19 protein-coding genes are annotated in these 16,091 nt (G+C 70.9%); 15 read left to right on the top strand and 4 right to left on the bottom strand.

Going from position 1 to position 16,091, the window contains the following annotated elements; translation table 11 throughout:
* Positions 1-17 precede the first annotated feature (17 nt).
* Together dnaJ and QFZ82_RS19570 are read left to right on the top strand one after the other, a co-directional pair.
* Positions 18-1,196, top strand: coding sequence for a molecular chaperone DnaJ (dnaJ, locus tag QFZ82_RS19575; RefSeq protein ID WP_307714403.1), 1,179 nt, complete (start codon positions 18-20; stop codon positions 1,194-1,196).
* A 1-nt stretch (position 1,197) separates the two neighbouring features.
* On the top strand, positions 1,198-1,668 hold the full coding sequence (locus QFZ82_RS19570) for a heat shock protein transcriptional repressor HspR (protein WP_177149732.1): 471 nt from the start codon (positions 1,198-1,200) through the stop codon (positions 1,666-1,668).
* A 143-nt stretch (positions 1,669-1,811) separates the two neighbouring features.
* Here QFZ82_RS19570 and QFZ82_RS19565 read toward each other — a convergent pair whose 3' ends face one another.
* Both QFZ82_RS19565 and QFZ82_RS19560 read right to left on the bottom strand, forming a co-directional pair.
* A complete protein-coding gene (locus tag QFZ82_RS19565) occupies positions 1,812-3,017 on the bottom strand; it encodes an RNA polymerase sigma factor (RefSeq protein WP_307717771.1) in 1,206 nt (401 codons plus the stop codon).
* An 8-nt stretch (positions 3,018-3,025) separates the two neighbouring features.
* The gene (locus QFZ82_RS19560) at positions 3,026-3,433 is read right to left on the bottom strand and encodes a YciI family protein (RefSeq protein ID WP_257537232.1); all 408 of its coding nucleotides are present in this window, start codon (positions 3,431-3,433) and stop codon (positions 3,026-3,028) included.
* Between the two features lie 264 nt (positions 3,434-3,697).
* On the opposite strand from QFZ82_RS19560, the gene QFZ82_RS19555 reads away from it, so the two are divergent.
* The 8 genes from QFZ82_RS19555 to QFZ82_RS19520 all read left to right on the top strand — a co-directional run bounded on the left by QFZ82_RS19555 (position 3,698) and on the right by QFZ82_RS19520 (position 9,171).
* Complete coding sequence (locus QFZ82_RS19555) at positions 3,698-3,961, top strand: hypothetical protein (protein ID WP_307714402.1); 264 nt, start codon at positions 3,698-3,700, stop codon at positions 3,959-3,961.
* Positions 3,962-3,998: 37 nt separating this feature from the next.
* On the top strand, positions 3,999-4,316 hold the full coding sequence (locus QFZ82_RS19550) for a hypothetical protein (protein WP_177149729.1): 318 nt from the start codon (positions 3,999-4,001) through the stop codon (positions 4,314-4,316).
* On the top strand, positions 4,313-4,978 hold the full coding sequence (locus QFZ82_RS19545) for a DUF5819 family protein (RefSeq protein ID WP_307714401.1): 666 nt from the start codon (positions 4,313-4,315) through the stop codon (positions 4,976-4,978). The genes QFZ82_RS19550 and QFZ82_RS19545 overlap by 4 nt, the downstream gene beginning before the upstream one ends.
* Complete coding sequence (locus QFZ82_RS19540) at positions 4,975-6,018, top strand: HTTM domain-containing protein (RefSeq protein ID WP_307714400.1); 1,044 nt, start codon at positions 4,975-4,977, stop codon at positions 6,016-6,018. Before QFZ82_RS19545 ends, QFZ82_RS19540 begins: the two co-directional genes overlap by 4 nt.
* 72 nt (positions 6,019-6,090) lie before the next feature.
* On the top strand, positions 6,091-6,579 hold the full coding sequence (locus tag QFZ82_RS19535) for a hypothetical protein (RefSeq protein ID WP_307714399.1): 489 nt from the start codon (positions 6,091-6,093) through the stop codon (positions 6,577-6,579).
* The gene (locus QFZ82_RS19530; protein WP_307714398.1) at positions 6,576-7,472 is read left to right on the top strand and encodes a serine hydrolase; all 897 of its coding nucleotides are present in this window, start codon (positions 6,576-6,578) and stop codon (positions 7,470-7,472) included. The genes QFZ82_RS19535 and QFZ82_RS19530 overlap by 4 nt, the downstream gene beginning before the upstream one ends.
* Positions 7,469-8,920, top strand: coding sequence for an NAD(P)/FAD-dependent oxidoreductase (locus QFZ82_RS19525; protein ID WP_307714397.1), 1,452 nt, complete (start codon positions 7,469-7,471; stop codon positions 8,918-8,920). Before QFZ82_RS19530 ends, QFZ82_RS19525 begins: the two co-directional genes overlap by 4 nt.
* Positions 8,917-9,171 (top strand): hypothetical protein, encoded by a 255-nt coding sequence (locus QFZ82_RS19520; RefSeq protein ID WP_307714396.1) that lies wholly within the window; start codon positions 8,917-8,919, stop codon positions 9,169-9,171. Before QFZ82_RS19525 ends, QFZ82_RS19520 begins: the two co-directional genes overlap by 4 nt.
* A gap of 3 nt (positions 9,172-9,174) precedes the next feature.
* Here QFZ82_RS19520 and QFZ82_RS19515 read toward each other — a convergent pair whose 3' ends face one another.
* Complete coding sequence (locus tag QFZ82_RS19515) at positions 9,175-10,149, bottom strand: helix-turn-helix transcriptional regulator (protein ID WP_373429303.1); 975 nt, start codon at positions 10,147-10,149, stop codon at positions 9,175-9,177.
* Between the two features lie 488 nt (positions 10,150-10,637).
* Between QFZ82_RS19515 and QFZ82_RS19510 the strand changes: the two genes are divergently transcribed.
* The 5 genes from QFZ82_RS19510 (at position 10,638) to QFZ82_RS19490 (ending at position 14,870) form a co-directional block, all read left to right on the top strand.
* The gene (locus QFZ82_RS19510) at positions 10,638-11,006 is read left to right on the top strand and encodes a hypothetical protein (RefSeq protein ID WP_307714394.1); all 369 of its coding nucleotides are present in this window, start codon (positions 10,638-10,640) and stop codon (positions 11,004-11,006) included.
* A 79-nt stretch (positions 11,007-11,085) separates the two neighbouring features.
* Positions 11,086-11,832, top strand: coding sequence for an ABC transporter ATP-binding protein (locus tag QFZ82_RS19505; RefSeq protein WP_307714393.1), 747 nt, complete (start codon positions 11,086-11,088; stop codon positions 11,830-11,832).
* Positions 11,829-13,082, top strand: a complete 1,254-nt coding sequence (locus QFZ82_RS19500; RefSeq protein WP_307714392.1) for a hypothetical protein — start codon at positions 11,829-11,831, stop codon at positions 13,080-13,082. Before QFZ82_RS19505 ends, QFZ82_RS19500 begins: the two co-directional genes overlap by 4 nt.
* Positions 13,079-13,648 (top strand): hypothetical protein, encoded by a 570-nt coding sequence (locus tag QFZ82_RS19495; RefSeq protein ID WP_307714391.1) that lies wholly within the window; start codon positions 13,079-13,081, stop codon positions 13,646-13,648. The genes QFZ82_RS19500 and QFZ82_RS19495 overlap by 4 nt, the downstream gene beginning before the upstream one ends.
* Positions 13,649-13,847: 199 nt before the next feature.
* Complete coding sequence (locus QFZ82_RS19490) at positions 13,848-14,870, top strand: helix-turn-helix transcriptional regulator (protein WP_307714390.1); 1,023 nt, start codon at positions 13,848-13,850, stop codon at positions 14,868-14,870.
* Positions 14,871-14,893: 23 nt separating this feature from the next.
* Here the strand turns inward: QFZ82_RS19490 and QFZ82_RS19485 are convergent, their stop codons facing one another.
* Positions 14,894-15,883: a helix-turn-helix transcriptional regulator gene (locus tag QFZ82_RS19485; protein ID WP_307714389.1), complete on the bottom strand. Its 990-nt coding sequence runs from the start codon at positions 15,881-15,883 to the stop codon at positions 14,894-14,896.
* Positions 15,884-16,091 lie beyond the last annotated feature (208 nt).

Below are 16,091 nucleotides of genomic sequence, written 5' to 3'. Positions count from 1 at the left end.
CGGGAGGAGGGACGTCGATGAGCACGAAGGACTTCGTCGAGAAGGACTACTACAAGGTTCTCGGCGTCCCCAAGGACGCGACCGAGGCCGAGATCAAGAAGGCGTACCGGAAGCTCGCCCGCGAGAACCACCCGGACGCCAACAAGGGCGACGCCAAGGCGGAGGAGCGCTTCAAGGAGATCTCCGAGGCGAACGACATCCTCGGCGACCCCAAGCGGCGCAAGGAGTACGACGAGGCCCGCGCCCTGTTCGGCAACGGCGGCTTCCGGGCCGGTCCCGGCGCCGGCGGCACGTTCAACTTCGACCTGGGCGACCTCTTCGGGGGCGCCCCGGGCGGTGGCCAGGGCGGCGCCGGCGGTTTCGGCGGTGGCCTGGGGGACGTGTTCGGCGGCCTGTTCAACCGGGGCGCCGGCGCGGGTGCGCGCACGCAGCCGCGCCGTGGCCAGGACATCGAGTCCGAGGTGACGCTCAGCTTCACCGAGGCCGTCGACGGGGCCACGGTCCCGCTGCGAATGTCCAGCCAGGCGCCCTGCAAGGCCTGCTCCGGCACCGGCGACAAGAACGGCACGCCCCGCGTGTGTCCGACGTGCGTCGGCACCGGCCAGGTCTCGCGCGGCGGCAGCGGATCCTTCTCGCTGACCGACCCGTGCGTGGACTGCAAGGGCCGCGGCCTGATCGCCGAGACGCCCTGCGACGTCTGCAAGGGCAGCGGACGCGCCCGCTCCTCGCGCACCATGCAGGTGCGCATCCCGGCGGGTGTGTCCGACGGGCAGCGCATCCGGCTGCGCGGCAAGGGCGCACCGGGCGAGCGCGGCGGACCGGCCGGCGATCTGTACGTGGTGGTCCACGTCGACGCCCACCCGGTCTTCGGCCGCAAGGACGACAACCTGACCGTCACCGTGCCCGTCACCTACGCGGAGGCGGCGCTCGGCGGCGAGGTGAAGGTGCCCACCCTCGGCGGTCCCGCGGTCACGCTGAAGCTTCCTGCGGGCACGCCCAACGGCCGGACGATGCGCGCCCGCGGCAAGGGCGCCGTCCGCAAGGACGGCACGCGCGGGGACCTGCTGGTCACCATCGAGGTGGCCGTGCCGACCGAGCTCAGCGACAAGGCGAAGGAAGCGCTGGAGGCCTACCGCGAAGCCACCGCGGACGAGGACCCGCGGGCCGAGCTGTTCCAGGCCGCGAAGGGAGCATGACATGGAGGGCCGTCCGGGACGCAGTCGCAGCCCCTATGAACTGACCGACGAGTCGCCGGTGTACGTGATCTCGGTGGCAGCGCAGCTGTCGGGCCTGCACCCGCAGACTCTTCGGCAGTACGACCGCCTGGGTCTCGTCTCCCCCGACCGCACGGCCGGAAGGGGCCGGCGCTACTCTGCCCGCGACATCGAACTGCTGCGCACCGTCCAGCAGTTGTCGCAGGACGAGGGCATCAATCTGGCCGGGATCAAGCGCATCATCGAGCTGGAGAACCAGGTCGCGGCGCTCCAGGCCCGCGTCGCCGAGCTGTCGGCGGCCGTGGAGGGCGCGGCGGCGGCGATGCAGCAGCGTGAGGCGCAGGTCCACGCCTCCTACCGGCGCGACCTCGTTCCGTACCAGGACGTCCAGCAGACGAGCGCGCTGGTGGTGTGGCGTCCCAAGCGGCCCGACCAGGGCGGCAGATCGTCCTGAGCAGTGTGTGCCGAAAGGGCCGGAGAGCGAATGCTCTCCGGCCCTTTCGGCTCTTGGTGGAGAGGCCCGGGTACTCACTTCGAGGCCACCGCTCCGGCCATGGGGCCGCGCCTGGTGCCGAGGGAAAGTCCGAGCGCGACCGGTCAGCGAGTCCGGCGGGCGTTGAGCCGGGCGGCCTGGCGCGTCAGGTGATCTCGCTCGGCGAGGTTGGGTGCCTTCTGGGCCGCCTCGGCGTACAGCCGTGCCGCCGTCTCCAGGTCGCCGTCGCGCTCGTGGAGGTACGCCGCCACCGCGGTGTGGCGGGGCATGGGGTGTCCCCTGCTCGAAGAGCTCGGGGAGGAGTCGTCCAGCGCCGCGAGCGCCGCCAGGCCGGCGCGCGGTCCGTCGGCCTCGCCGACGGCCACCGCGCGGTTGAGCCGGACGACCGGGCTGTCGGTCAGGCGCACGAGCTCGTCGTACCACTCGACGATCTGCACCCAGTCGGTCTCCTCGACGGTGGGTGCGTCGGCGTGGAGTGCCGCGATGGCGGCCTGGGCCTGGAACTCGCCCAGCCGGTCGCGGGCGAGGGCCGCCTGCAGGATCTCGACGCCCTCGGCGATCGACGCGGTGTCCCACCGGCCGCGGTCCTGCTCGGCGAGCGGCACCAGGCTGCCGTCGGGCGCGGTCCGGGCGGCGCGCCGGGCGTGGTGGAGCAGCATGAGGGCGAGCAGCCCCGCCACCTCGGGGTGGTCGACCCGGGCCGCGAGCTGCCGGGTGAGCCGGATGGCCTCGGCGGCGAGGTCGACGTCGCCGGAGTAGCCCTCGTTGAAGACCAGGTAGAGGACGCGCAGCACGGTGGCGACGTCGCCGGGCTGGTCGAACCGCACGCCGGAGACGGTGCGCTTGGCCCGGCTGATGCGCTGTGCCATGGTGGCCTCGGGCACCAGGTAGGCCTGGGCGATCTGGCGGGTGGTCAGCCCCCCGACCGCGCGCAGCGTGAGCGCGACCGCGGACGACGGCGTCAGGGACGGATGGGCGCACAGAAAGTAGAGCTGGAGCGTGTCGTCCACCGCGGGCGCGGGCCCGGGCACCGGCTCCTCGTCGACGAGGTCCTCACGCCGGCGGCGGGCGGCGTCCGCGCGGGTCGCGTCGAGGAACTTGCGCCAGGCCACGGTGACCAGCCAGCCCTTCGGGTCCCGCATGGGGTATCCCCTGCTCGAAGAGCTTGGGGAGAGGTCGGCCGGCCAGACGCGGACCGCCTCGACCAGCGCCTCCTGTACGGCGTCCTCGGCCGCCGCGAAGTCGGCTCCGCGGCGGACGAGGACGGCGAGCACGCTCGGCGTGAGGCTCCTGAGCAGGACCTCGTCCATCGGAGGCGTCACTCCGTGATGGTGGGCGACACCCCGTAGAACGGGCGCAGCTCCAGCCACTCGTGGATCGGCTTCCCGCCCGCCCCGGGAGCGGCCGACAGCTCCCCGGCCAGCTCGACGGCGCGCTCGTAGCTGTCGACGTCGATCACCATCCAGCCGGCGATGAGGTCCTTGGTCTCGGCGAACGGCCCGTCGGTGACCGGCGGGCGACCCTCGCCGTCGTACCGGACCCACGTCCCCTCGGGGGCGAGCGCCTGACCGTCGACGAACTCGCCGGTCTTCTCGAGCCGCGCCGCGAAGTCGTTCATGTACTGCACGTGGGCCGAGATCTCCTCCGGCGTCCACTGGTCCATGGGCACGTCGTTGACCGCGGCCGGGGCGCCTCGGTAGTGCTTGAGCAGCAGGTACTTGGCCATCGTGTTTCTCCTCGGTGCTGGTACGACCCATTGTGGTCGCGTTCACCTCGGGGACGGAGCAGGTCACGGTTTCTCGACATCGCCGTCCGAACTTTTTCGGCTCTCGTGGACGAGCCCCTTTTCGCATGTCCGGGGGCAGGGCGGCGCGGCAGGAAGGTGCCGGGCCGCGTGCAGGAAGCTGACATGAGCAACCGGTCCGACGCTGCTGTTCCAGTGGCATTGTTTTCCTCGTCAGAACGACCCGTCAGGTCAAGGGGGAAGCAAGTGAACGCGCAGTCCAGACGTCATTCGGTTCGCGTCAGGTCGATCGTCGTCCTGGCCGCGTCCGCGGCCATCGTCTGGGGATCGACAGGTACGGCCGGTGCCACCGCGGAGCAGCGGCCCGTGCTGTCGGCGTCGATACGCGAAAACGCTTCGCACGGCCTGGTGGGGCGGGCGCTCGAGAAATTCTGCGAGAAGCACACGGGCGACCGCAGGCTGCCACCGCCCATCGACCAGTTGTGCAAGCCGGTCAACGGTTGGCAGTGAACTGACGGACCGAGAAGAAGAACAAACGGGAGAAACAGTGAAGAAGGCAATTGCCGGTGCCGGTGTGGTTCTCGGCGGCGTCGCCGCCCTGCTCGCCATGCAGGCCCCTGCCCAGGCCGCGGCGCCGTCGGTGACCGCCTCCGCCGCCCAGAGCGCCGAGCCGAAGGCCGACATGAAGCCGATGTGGATCGGCTCCGTCGCCAAGGCCGCGGTCGTCCACGGCAAGGCGCTGGCCGGCACGCAGGCCATCCGCAGCCAGGTCGGCAACGTGGTCCGGATCGCGAGCCTCGGCTCCGCCCCGGCGGACACCACCAGCACGGGCGCTCCGACCGTCGAAGAGGTCTTCGACAAGTGACGAGTCATCTCGTGATCAGGAGGGTGGTGCTGCTCGGCGGCGCCGCCCTCCTGGGCCTTCACCTCGCTCTCGCCTCCTTCTCCCAGGCCCCCGCCACCCCGTTGAAGGTCCGCCACTTCGACAAGGTGAAGGGCTATCTGAACCCGTACTTCCTGCAGAACTGGATGCTCTTCGCGCCCGATCCCCTCGCCGACGACCGGGGCGTGCTGGCCCGGGCCCAGTGCCGGGACGGGAGCGTCACCGACTACCACGACGTCACCACTCCCTACGTGCGCGCGGCACAGGAGAGCAGGTTCTTCCCCTCCCGCATGTCGCGGCTGGTCTCCGCGCCCATGCAGTCCATCAACGCGACCGACCCGCTGCTCGACCGGCTGCGGGAGAAGCACAAGGACGACATCGCGAAGGACCAGAAGGACGCGAAGGGGAAGGTCCGCCTGATGCCCGAGGAGCAGAAGGCGCAGGACAACGCGGTCCGCTTCCTCTCCCGTTACTCCCTGACCCAGATGCCCGACGCCTGCGGCGGTGACCCCCGGCGGATCCAGGTGCGCATGTACGTGCGCGAACTGCCGCCCTGGTCGCAGCGCAACGCCCCGGCGAAGGCAGGCAAGGACACGGTGCAGGTGCAGGACTTCGACTGGCAGAAGGCGGACGAACTGCGGTGATCACCTCACTTCGCGCGCGGCTGCGCGCCTCGGCGAGCCGTTCCCTGACCTCGCTCGACCGGCTCGGCTCGACGCCGTTCGCCGTCCTGGGCGTCTCCGGCACGCGGGCCCTGCTCGGCTTCGTCGGCTTCATGTTCTACGCCTCGCAGTACGCCGACCGGCACTATCTCTTCGGCCCCTCGGGCGTCGAGTCCTGGAGCCGTTTCCTCACCGTCCTGGACGAGACGGGCACCTTCAGCCTCTACGCGGTCAGCACCTCGACGGCCTGGTTCGAGCTGGTCTTCCACCTCGGCATGCTGCTGGCGCTCGCCGTCATGCTGGGCGTCGGCGGACGGCCGTTGCTCGCCCTGCACTGGGTGTTCCTGTGGTCGGTGTACCAGCGGGACCAGTTCCTGCTCGACGGCGGCGACAACCTCGCGTACCTCGTCATCCCCATGCTGATGCTCACCCGCTGCTACGACCGGCTCTCCCTGACGAGCGGCCTGGCCGGGCGCATCAAGGACCGGCTGCCCGCCGGCCTGCGCGCCGCGCAGAACCCGCTGCACAACCTGGGCGTGCTCGCCGTCGCGGTGCAGATCTGCCTCGTGTACGTCACCAGCGGCCTCTACAAGGTGCAGGGCAAGCTGTGGCAGGACGGCACGGCGCTCTTCTACATCATGCGCATCCCCGAGTTCGAACTCCCGGGATTCTCACGGCTGGTGTACGAGAACGACCTGCTGGTGATCGTCGGCACCTACGCCACCACCCTGTTCCTGGTCTACTTCCCGCTGGGCGTGCTCGTGCCGAGGCTGCGTCCCTGGGCGGCCGTGGCGTCGATCGGCTTCCACCTGTCGATCGCCTTCTTCATGGGGCTCACCGGGTTCGCCCTCACGATGGTGGCCTGCGACCTCATCTTCCTGAGCCGGCCGCTCGCCGCGGGGATCCGACTGGTGGACCGCGTCCGCGACCGCGTCGGGGCCTCCGTACGGGAGCGGGCCGGATGGCCGGAACAGTCCGCCGTGACGGCGGCGCGGACGGCCTCTGCCGAGAATGCAGGCTGACCGTCCGGGTGCAGGCGGCCGTGCCGCCCGCCCGGACGGGACGTACAACATGAACGGGAGTCAACTGTGGCGATGGTCGGACTGTTCTGGATCACCGAGGACGCGGTGCACGTGGGCGCCCCGCCGGGCACCGAGGGCCGTGGTGTCCGGCTGACGGAGCAGGGCATGGAGGCCGCGGCGGCCGGCGGCCACCGGGCCTGGACATGGGCGGAGCTGCGCTCGGCGACGGTCGAGGGCGCCCCGGTGCGCAGCGCTTCCCGCCGCCGGCTGGCGCTGGCCGTGGAGACCGTCCTCACGGCGGCGCTGGGCGGCGCCGGTGAACCGCCGGAGATGCTGCTGCGGCTCGAGACCGCCCACGGTGCCGAGGAGCTGGCCGTCCATTCGGCGGCCGCCGGTGCGTACGTCGAGGAGGAGTTCGCCCTCTCGCAGGACCTGCTCGCCCGGTTCGTCGACGGCACCGCGTCCCCCCGGACGCTCACGGCGTGGGGCAGGGTCGCCGGCGGTACGACCCCGAAGCCGACCGAGCGCCTGGCGCTGCTGCGGAAGTGGACCGGCGCATGAGGCGGTTGCTGCGTCCCGCGCCGGTGTGCGCGATCACCGGAACCGGTCCCGTACGGGCCGAGCACGGCCACGACCCGGACGCGTACGTGGAGATCGGATCCCTCACCAAGGCGCTCACCGGAACCCTGCTGGCGCGGCTCGCCGACGCCGGCCGGCTCGACCCCGACGACCGGCTGACCGCATGGCTTCCGGCCGTTCCCGCCGGATCGGAGATCACGCTGCGGCAGCTGGCGGACCACACCTCGGGTCTGCCCCGCCTGCATCCGCTGCCGACGTCGACCGACCCCCGCGACCCGTACGCCACCCTCGACGCCGAGGAGTTCGACAGGGTCCTGCGGCGGCTCGACGCGATCGCCGTGCGGAAGCCGGGCGCGGGCGAGGAGTACTCCAACCTCGGCTACGCCGTCCTCGGCGCCGCCCTGGAGGCGGCCGGCGGCGGCACGTACGAGGAACTGCTGCGCGCGCACGTGCTCACGCCGCTCGGCGTCGACGACGTCACCGCCCGGCCGCCCGCCGACCGGACGCTGACCGCCCGCGGCCTGTTCGGGCGGCCCCGCACCCCCTGGACCATGACCGGTCCGATCCTGCCCGCCGGCGGCCTGTGGGCGACCCCGCGGGCCGTGGCGCGCCTCGTGCAGGGCCTGCTGGTGGACGGGGCGCTGGGCGAACCCGCGGTGTCCTGGCAGAGCGCGGGCGAGCTGCGCTGGCACAACGGGGCGACGCGGGACGCCTCCGTCTTCGCGGGGGCCTTCCCCGGCACCACCACCTGGGCGGTCGTGCACCGGCTCGGCGGCCGGCCCGCCGGGACGGACCGGGCGGGGCTGAAGCTGCTCGCCGAGGCGAAGAAGGCCCCGCAGGGCCGGGGAACCCCCGAGAGGCCGGCGGGCGGATGACGGACGTCGACGTCGCTGTCGTCGGCAGCGGCCCCAACGGACTCGCCGCCGCGGTCACCATGGCCCGCGCCGGTCTGCGCGTCGAACTCCGTGAACGCGCCGACGACATCGGCGGCGGACTGCGCACCGCCTCGCTCTTCGACAGCGAGGTCGTGCACGACATCTGCTCCGCGGTGCACCCCATGGCCGCCGCCTCGCGGTTCTTCCGCGAGTTCGGCCTCGCCGCCCGCGGGGTGGAACTCCTCCAGCCCGCGATCAGCTACGCCCATCCCCTCGACGGGCGGCCCGCCGCGCTCGCCCACCGCGACCTCGCGACCACCTGTGCCGGACTCGGCGCCGACGGCGCACGGTGGCGCAGGCTCATGGAACCCCTGGTCGCGCACAGCACCGGCGTCGTCGACTTCATGCTGTCCGGGCAGCGTTCCCGGCCCGACGGCCTCGCCGCCCCGGCCCTGCTGGCGCCGCGCGTGCTGCGCCACGGCAGCCCCTTCCACGGGTTCGCGACCGAGGAGGCGGCCGCGCTGCTCACCGGTGTGGCCTCGCACGCGGTCGGGCGGCTGCCCAGCCTCGCCTCCGGTGCGACAGCCCTGCTGCTCGGACACCTCGGCCACAGCACGGGCTGGCCGCTGCCGAGGGGAGGCAGTGCCGCCATCGCCCGCGCACTCGCCGACGACCTCGTGGCGCACGGCGGCCGCATCCGCACCGGAGCGCCCGTCGCCGACCTGCGGGAGCTGAAGGGCGCACGGACCGTCCTGCTGGACGTGGCGCCGAAGGGCTTCCTCGCGCTCGCCGGGGACAGGCTGCCGGACCGCTACGCGCGGGCCCTGGCGCGCTTCCGGTACGGCCCCGGCGCGGCGAAGGCGGACTTCCTGGTCTCCGCGCCGATCCCCTGGCGCGACCCGGACATCGGCCGCGCGGGCACGGTCCACCTGGGCGGCAGCCGCGCCACGATGCTGCGGCAGGAGACGCTCGCGGCGCGCGGCGTCCCGACCACCGAACCGTTCGTCATGCTCGTCGATCCCGCCGTCACCGACCCGGGGCGGGAGGTGCGGGGCAGGCGGCCGGTGTGGGCGTACGCGCACGTGCCCAACGGCGACACACGTGACCCGCTGCCGATGATCCGGGCCGCGATCGAGCGGCACGCCCCCGGCTTCACGGACACGGTCCTGGCCGAACGGGCCGTCACCGCCGCCGGGTTCGAGGCGTACAACCCGAACTACGTGGGCGGCGACATCCTTTCGGGAGCCATCAGCCTCACGCAGTCGCTGCTGCGTCCCGTGCCCCGGCTCGACCCCTACCGGACACCCCTGCGCGGGGTGTACCTGTGCTCGGCGTCCACGCCACCCGGCCCCAGCGTGCACGGCATGTCGGGCTACTGGGCGGCGCGTTCCGCCCTGCGGCGCGAGTTCGGCGTCCGTACGGCTCCGGTTCTCGGCCCCGCGTCATGAGCGGTGGGAACGGCGGCCACGAGGCGGAGATCCGTGTCGTGCGCCGGGCCGCGGACGCGCCCGCCGCGCCCCTGACGGTGATACGCCTGCTGGCCCTGCTGCCGCCGGAATGGCCCTGCGCCACGCGTGTGTCCGCGGACCGGATCACGCTGTGGCTCGGGGCCGGTCCGGACGCGGCGCGCGCGGCGGTGGCCGGGGCGCTGCGGGACCGCGCGCTGCGCGGATGGTCACTGCCGGACCCTCACGGGTGAGGTTCAGATCCAGCCGCGCTCACGGGCCAGCAGGGCGGCCTGCGGCCGGCCCGCCGCGCCGAGCAGCTGCATCAGGTCGGCCACATGGCGCCGGTAGGTGCGGACGGAGATGCCCAGCTCGCGGGCGCCGATCTCGTCCTTGCTGACCCGGCACATCGATTCCAGGACGCGTTGTTCCAGCTCGGTCGGGTGCTCGGGGCCGTGGCCGCCCTGGCCGTGCGGCGGCAGGCGCTCCGCCTGGCTCCAGATCTTCTCGAACAGGGCGAGCACGTTGGCGACGAGCCCGTCCTCACGGGCGAGCAGGGCGCCGCGCGTGGTGTCGTCGGGGTCCGCGGGCACCAGGGCGGTGCTGCGGTCGTAGACGAGGATGCGCTCGGTGACGGTCTGCGCGACCCGGATCTGCGCGCCCTGCGAGGCCAGCTCGCGCAGGTAGCCGGCGGTGGGCGGGTGGTCGAGCGCCGTGCGCGGCACGACGCTGCGGATCCGCACGCCGCGCCGCAGGCAGCGCTGGTCGAGGGGACGGGCGTGCGCGATGTTCTCGGGCGTCAGCTCGGCGTACGGCTCGACCGAGAGGATCTCCTCGCGGGCGAAGAAGGCGAGGTCGTCGATCCGGGCGCGGATCCGCTCGACGTCCGCCAGCCGCTCGACGCGCGCCGCGCAGACGCCGTCCCTGGGTTGCTCCTGCCGCAGCTCGGCGACGAGGTGCCGCGCCTGGGTGACCCGGGCCAGCTCCCTGTGGAGCTCCCGCAGACGCAGGTCGGTGAGGCGCTCCACGGTGGTCTCCGGGTCCGCGGAGGCCAGCGCGTTCGGTCCGGTGCGGTTCAGCACCCCCAGCGCGCACAGGCGGTGCACGCCCGCGCGCACCTCGTGCCGATCCAGGCCCAGCAGTGTGTGGATCTCGTCGTCGGAGGTGTCCGGATTCCTCAGGAAGTGCCGGTACACGGCCTCTTCAGGAGCGGAGAGCCCCAGCCCGGACATGTCTGATCCCATTGCGTCGCCCCCGGTCATCCGCCGCCCCGACCGGCCCTGCGCGCGCCGGGCAGGATGGTCGGTCCCGCCCTGGCACGAGGCCGCTCCGGCTGGTGACCTGGAGTCTAACCCGCAGGTGAGACAGGGGAGTTATGGGCAGGGTGTACTCGCTCCCGCTGGATGGGCGTTGCGCGGCTCCACTTTGTGCAGTGCAACAAGATGACGGTGGCGGCTGCGCCGTGGCCAAGAGAGAGTCGCCGGCGAGACGGCTGAAGACATGGTGGGCGCCGGCCTACGGCGACGCCATGTCGGTGAGCGAACACATCTTCACCGGGGCCGCATCTCGATAGACCAAATGGGGGGATTCGTGTGCCGGTCAACGACATTGATCGCGTACATGCAGTCCTCGTTGTCCGCACAAGACGACCCCTGGGGGGATCATGCAATCTGTACGCACTGCTGCCTTGCGTGAGTCAGGTCGCCGGATAGGTGCCGTTGTGCTCGGCGCAGCAGCTGTTCTCGGTGTCGTTGCGGCACCCGCTCACGCAGCGAGCTGGTCCAGCTCCCTGTCGGGAGTCGCACCCGGCTTCGAATCCCGCCGCTGGTACGACGGCGGTGGCACCACCACGATCACGTTCACCGGCTGCTCCGGCTCCTACAGCGGCGCTGAAGTCCGCCTCCGTAAGGACACCTTCGGCCCTGACCCGGCCTACGCGACGGCGGTGTTCACGAACTGCTTCAGGGGCGCCGGCTACACCTCTACCGGCAACTGGTCCGATCACGGCTCCGGCGACTACTACTTCGCCGTCAACGAGGCGGCCGCCACCGGAAGACTCTGGGTCAACTCGCTTACCGTCTACTACTAAAGATCCTGCTCCTTCGGCCCCACGCAGCCCAGGCGAGTGGGGCCGAAGGTGCCTTCCTTCCGGCGCCGAGGTACCACCCATGCCCTTGCACTTCCAGTCCTGCACCTTCCGGTATCCAGGCACTTCTCGCCCGGTCCTCGACCGGCTTGATCTGGAGTTCTCACCTGGACATACCGTCCTCCTCGGACCCAACGGCGCGGGCAAGAGCACTCTGCTCTCCCTCGGCGCCGGTGCCGCCAAGCCGCAGTCCGGGCTCATCAGCTACGGAAGCCTTGATCCTAACGACCGCAGGCACAAGCGGGCCTACCGGAGCAAGGTCTCCTGGCTGCCGCAGCGCCCCGGATTCCTGCCGGGAATGACGTGCAGGGAGCATGTGGCCTATATCGGCTGGCTCAAGGGCATGAGGGAACGTGACGCCTGGCGCGCCGCGCCAGAGGCGATCGAGCGAGTCGGCCTCACGGACAAGATCAACAAAAAGATCAGGACGCTGTCCGGTGGTCAGCAGCAGCGGATCGCCATTGCACAAGCACTCGTCCATGATGCGGAGCTGCTACTCCTCGACGAGCCCACCGTAGGACTGGACCCACACCAGCGGCGCCGGTTCCTCGACTTGCTGATCTCGCTGCGAGGCACGGTCCACGTCATCGTCTCCACCCATGACATCGGCGACATCGACCAGGCTTTCGACGAGGTCGTGGTGCTCGAAGCGGGGCGGTCAAGGTTCAGAGGAGCGGTTGATGCGTTCGCCGCCCACGCCCAGCCCGACTGTGCGCCGGGGCGCCGACTGGAGAGCGCCTACGCCTCGCTGCTGGAGGCGACCGAATGATCACCTGGGCGAATCTCCGCGCTTCGGCCGCACCGTGGCTGCTGCTCCCCGCGTGGCTCTATATCGGCATGTACATGGGCGACGTCGCTCACCCCGTGCCTTCGGGATACGGAGTGGAATCCGGCGAGCTGGCAGCCTATGGTCTGGCGACCATCGCGCCTGCGGTAGCAGGGGCCGCCGCATGGGAAGCCGGCCGCCACCGTCTGCTGGGCGGTGTGCGAGCCACCAGCGCACGCAGCATCCCGCAACAACTCCTGCGGGCCGCCACACCGGTCTTGACACTGCACCTCGCCCTCATCGTCGGGGCCCTCGTGCTGGCCCGCAGGGCTGTGGGTGTGTGGCCTGACAGCTTCGGGTGGCTCGCCGTCGCCCATCTGTTCGTTCTCCCCCTGGGCTGGCTGCTCATCGGCTGGTGCCTCGGAGGCATCCTGCCCAGGAGCATCGCAGCACCCATCGCCGGAATCGGCTGCTGGGCCTGGCTGTCCATCCCGCACACACTGTCCAGCCCCTGGGTGCGGCACCTGGGAGGCTTCGTCGACGGGACATCGACCGTCACCGATGTACGCGACACCGCCGTGTACACCGTGCCGTGGCTCGTCGCCGCCGGCCTCGCCCTCGCCTCCTGCCTCCTGGTCCGTGTACGCCGACGCGTATGGGGCGTGGGCGTCAGCATCCTCGTGGCGGCCGCCACGTTGGTCGGCGGACGCGTCCTGGTGATCGATTGGGGCTACCACCATCCGACGAGTCCCCGCAGCGTCGCCATGGCCTGCACCGGAGAGGTGCCAAGAGTATGCGCGCCGCCGGAGTACCAGCCGTACGTGGAACAGCTGCGCCGCGATGCGCTGGCTCCGATCGAACGACTGAAGATCGCAGGGATACCTGCCCCGCGGGAGCTGAGCGTCAGATCCCAGAAATTGCCTCTCAAACCGGGCACATGGCCGCTGCACTGGTCGCTTCCTCCGGACCGAGCCGACAACGACCGTCAGCAGTACGCGGCGAATCTGGCGGAGTCCGCAGTAGCGGGGACAGCCGCGTTCGGCGGTGTGACCGACTGCGGACAGCCGGGCTCACCCGCCGCCGCGTGGGCCGCGCTGGTGATGGGGGTGAACGAACAGGCCGTAAGGAATGGCCTGCCCCGCGGAGACTGGGCGGCACTCCAGGAGATCCGTCGGCTTCCTGCCGAAGAGCAGACCGCCTGGTTCAACAAGGCAGCCACGAGCCAGAAGCACTGCAGGCAGGTCGCCCCATGAACCTCTACGCAGTCACAGTGCGCCGCTGGTGGGCCGTGCCCCTGGCACTCGCTCTGCTCGTCCTGGTGTGCTGGACGGTCGGCGCCACCGAGGTTCCCGTTCCCAGCCTCGTCGGCGGTCTGACCGGAGTTCGCCTCGCCTACTTCACCCCGATCCTGGCTGTCGTCGCCGTCATGTACTGCTTGGAACGACGGCTACGTGAAGCCGAAAGCACGGCTGTGGTGCCCGTTCGCCGATTCGAATCCGGTGCTGTCCTCCTCACCGTCGTGCTCGCCCAGGCAGCCGGGCTGGTCGTGGGGATGGACGTCGCTCGCAATATCACCCTCCTCCTCGCTCTCGCCCTCCTCACACGACGTCTCACCAACGAGGCGACCGCCGCAGCGGCCGGCCTGATGTTCCTCATCGCCAACCTCATCCTTGGCCGCGCCTACCAACCCGATGGTCACGCGACCCACACCTGGTGGGCCATCGCCCTCTACCCAGCCGGAAGCATGGCTGCGTGGCTGGTCACGCTGGCCCTGTTCGCCCTTGCACTAGCGGTGTCGGAAGCAAGGCAGCATGGGTGACAGCGGCCCGAGGGGCACACTTGAGGCGCGAGCGCACCACTCCGGGGATCGGTCCGGCCTCCATACCGGCCGTGGCCGTACGACCCCCTCGTACGGCCACGGCTGTCATCGTCTCTTGGACGGCTGCGTCCGCCACCGGGCCTCGTAGGATCACCGGTTGAAGTCGTCGGTGGTCCACGTGGCGTCCGGGGGGACGGGGATGGCGCATCACACGCATGATCTGGCGGAGCTGTGCGAGGCGGGCGCCTCGGTCTACGGCGAGGCGCTGCGACGCGGCTGCGTGCGGCGAGGGGAGGTGGCGGACGCGCCGTGCCTGATCGACCTGGGCCTGCTGCACCCTGACCCGGACGACCTGGAGCGGCTGGTGCCCACACCACCGTCGGTGGCGCTGCACACGGCGCTGGAGGACATCGAGGCGGAGATCCATGCGTCAAGGACGCGGGAGGCGAGGGTTGCGCGGTCGTTGGAGCGGTTCAGCGCGATCGGGACGCCGCAGCCGGCGGCCGGCACCGGTGGGATCGCGGTGCTGGAGGGGCTGCCCCGGATCAATGCGGCGGTCGAGAGCGCCGTCAACGCGTGCGGGACGGAGCTGCTGTGCATACAGCCCGGTGTGCGCAGCGAGTCCGTCCTTCGCGAGGCCCTGCCGAAGCATCTGCGGCTACGGGACAAGGGCGTGCGGATGCGCAGCCTGTACGGGCGCGCCTCGCTGCACAGCCCGGCGCTGAAGAGCTTCCTCCACCAGGTCGGTGACGCCCTTGAGGTGCGCAGCCTCAGCGACCTGCCGCAGCGCATGTTCGTCATGGACCGGGCCGTGGCTTTCATCCCTGCCGCCCCGGACGGCCTCTCGTCGGCGCTGGAGCTCCGCCAGCCGGCCCTGGTCGAGTACCTGGTCTCCGTCTTCGAGCGGTTGTGGCACCAGGCGTTGCAGACGTCCGGGGCCACGCCGTCCTCTTCCACGGTGGACGGTGTGACCGAGCGGCAGGCGGCCATCGCGCGGTTACTCGCCGAGGGATACGCCGACGAGGTCGTCGCGCGACGGCTCGGCATCAGCGTGCGCACCTGCCGCAAGCATGTCGCGCACCTGTCCGCGGTCTTCGGCAGCACGAACCGCGTGCAGCTGGGGGTGAGCATCGTGCGGTCGGGGCTGCTCGATGCTCCGGTTGCTGCACTGCAACAAGATGACGGTGGTACCGGCGCGCCCGCCGCAGGCATAGTGGAGTAAAACCGTCCGGTACTGAGGGGTGATCAGTCGTTCGCGCCGCCGGGCAGGCACTCCGCTTCCAGGATGCCGGACTTCGCGATCAGGAAGCCGAGCTGGGCACGGCTGCCGCTGCCGAGCGCGGCGGCGAGCTTGGCGATATGGGCGCGGCAGGTGCGGACGTTCATCCCCAGACGACGGGCGATGGCCTCGTCGACGTGGCCCTCGATCAGGAGCCTGGCAATGGACCGCTGGACGCCCGAGATGCCGTCCGGTGTGGGGTCGTACGGGACCTCTTCCACCAACGGCACGGCGCGCCGCCAGAGTTGCTCGAAGACCTTGATGAGGTACTCGACCAGTCCCGGGTGCCTCAGCTCCAGGGCCACCCGGCGGTCGTCCCGTGCGGGAATGAACGCCACCGTACGGTCGAACACGATGAGGCGCTCGATGAGTTCCTCAAGGGTGCGGATCTCCACCTTGCCGGCGGATATGCGCTCGACGTAGGCGAGCGTGCCCTGGCTGTACCTGGCCGTGTGCTGGTACAGCGTGCGGATGCTGACGCCGCGGTCGATCAGCGGGCGGTCCCGCTCCAGGGCCTGGGTCAGGACGTGCGCGCTGCGGCCCCCGCCGGGCTGGATCGTCAGCATTTCCGTGCGGCACTCCGCTGTGGCGAGATTGAGCGCGGCGTTGATCCGGTCGAAGCCTTCCAGCACCGTGATGGCATGGGTGCTCGCCGGGCTCTGGGCACTGATGGCCATGAACGGTTCGAACGCGTCGGTCAGTTCGATGGACAGCCGCCGGCGGTCCACGATCTCCCGCTCGATGGGGTGCAGTCTTTGCGCCAGCGCGACGGACGGGGGGACGGGGCGCAGCCAGTTCGCATCGTCCGGATCCGGATGCAACAGGGCGAATTCGAGGAGGCAGGGTGCCACTTCCGCGTCGGATCGGCTGATCCGTCCGGTGTTGAGAGCACTGACGTAGAGCCGTGCTCCTTCGTCACAGAGATCGGTGACCGCATGGGGATGTGTCGGTTTCATGGTGTTCTGCGGCAAATCTCCACCCCCCAGGGTCTTGAACGTACAGGAACATGATGCATCGACCCTGTGGCATTGACATGCCTGAATGAGCCATCGTCTTGTGATGCGGGGGAGAAGAAACCATCAAGTGAGGACGAAGCCGACTATGCGCGAAAGAATGCTTCGCTCGGTGCTTGCCGCTGTCTTCTCTGTGACCGTGGCGTTCGGC

This window comes from Streptomyces sp. V4I23 (genome assembly GCF_030817975.1).
Classification (GTDB): Bacteria; Actinomycetota; Actinomycetes; order Streptomycetales; family Streptomycetaceae; genus Streptomyces.
The sequence above is the reverse complement of the archived record's forward strand: the minus strand, read 5'-3'. Positions and strand labels throughout refer to the sequence as shown.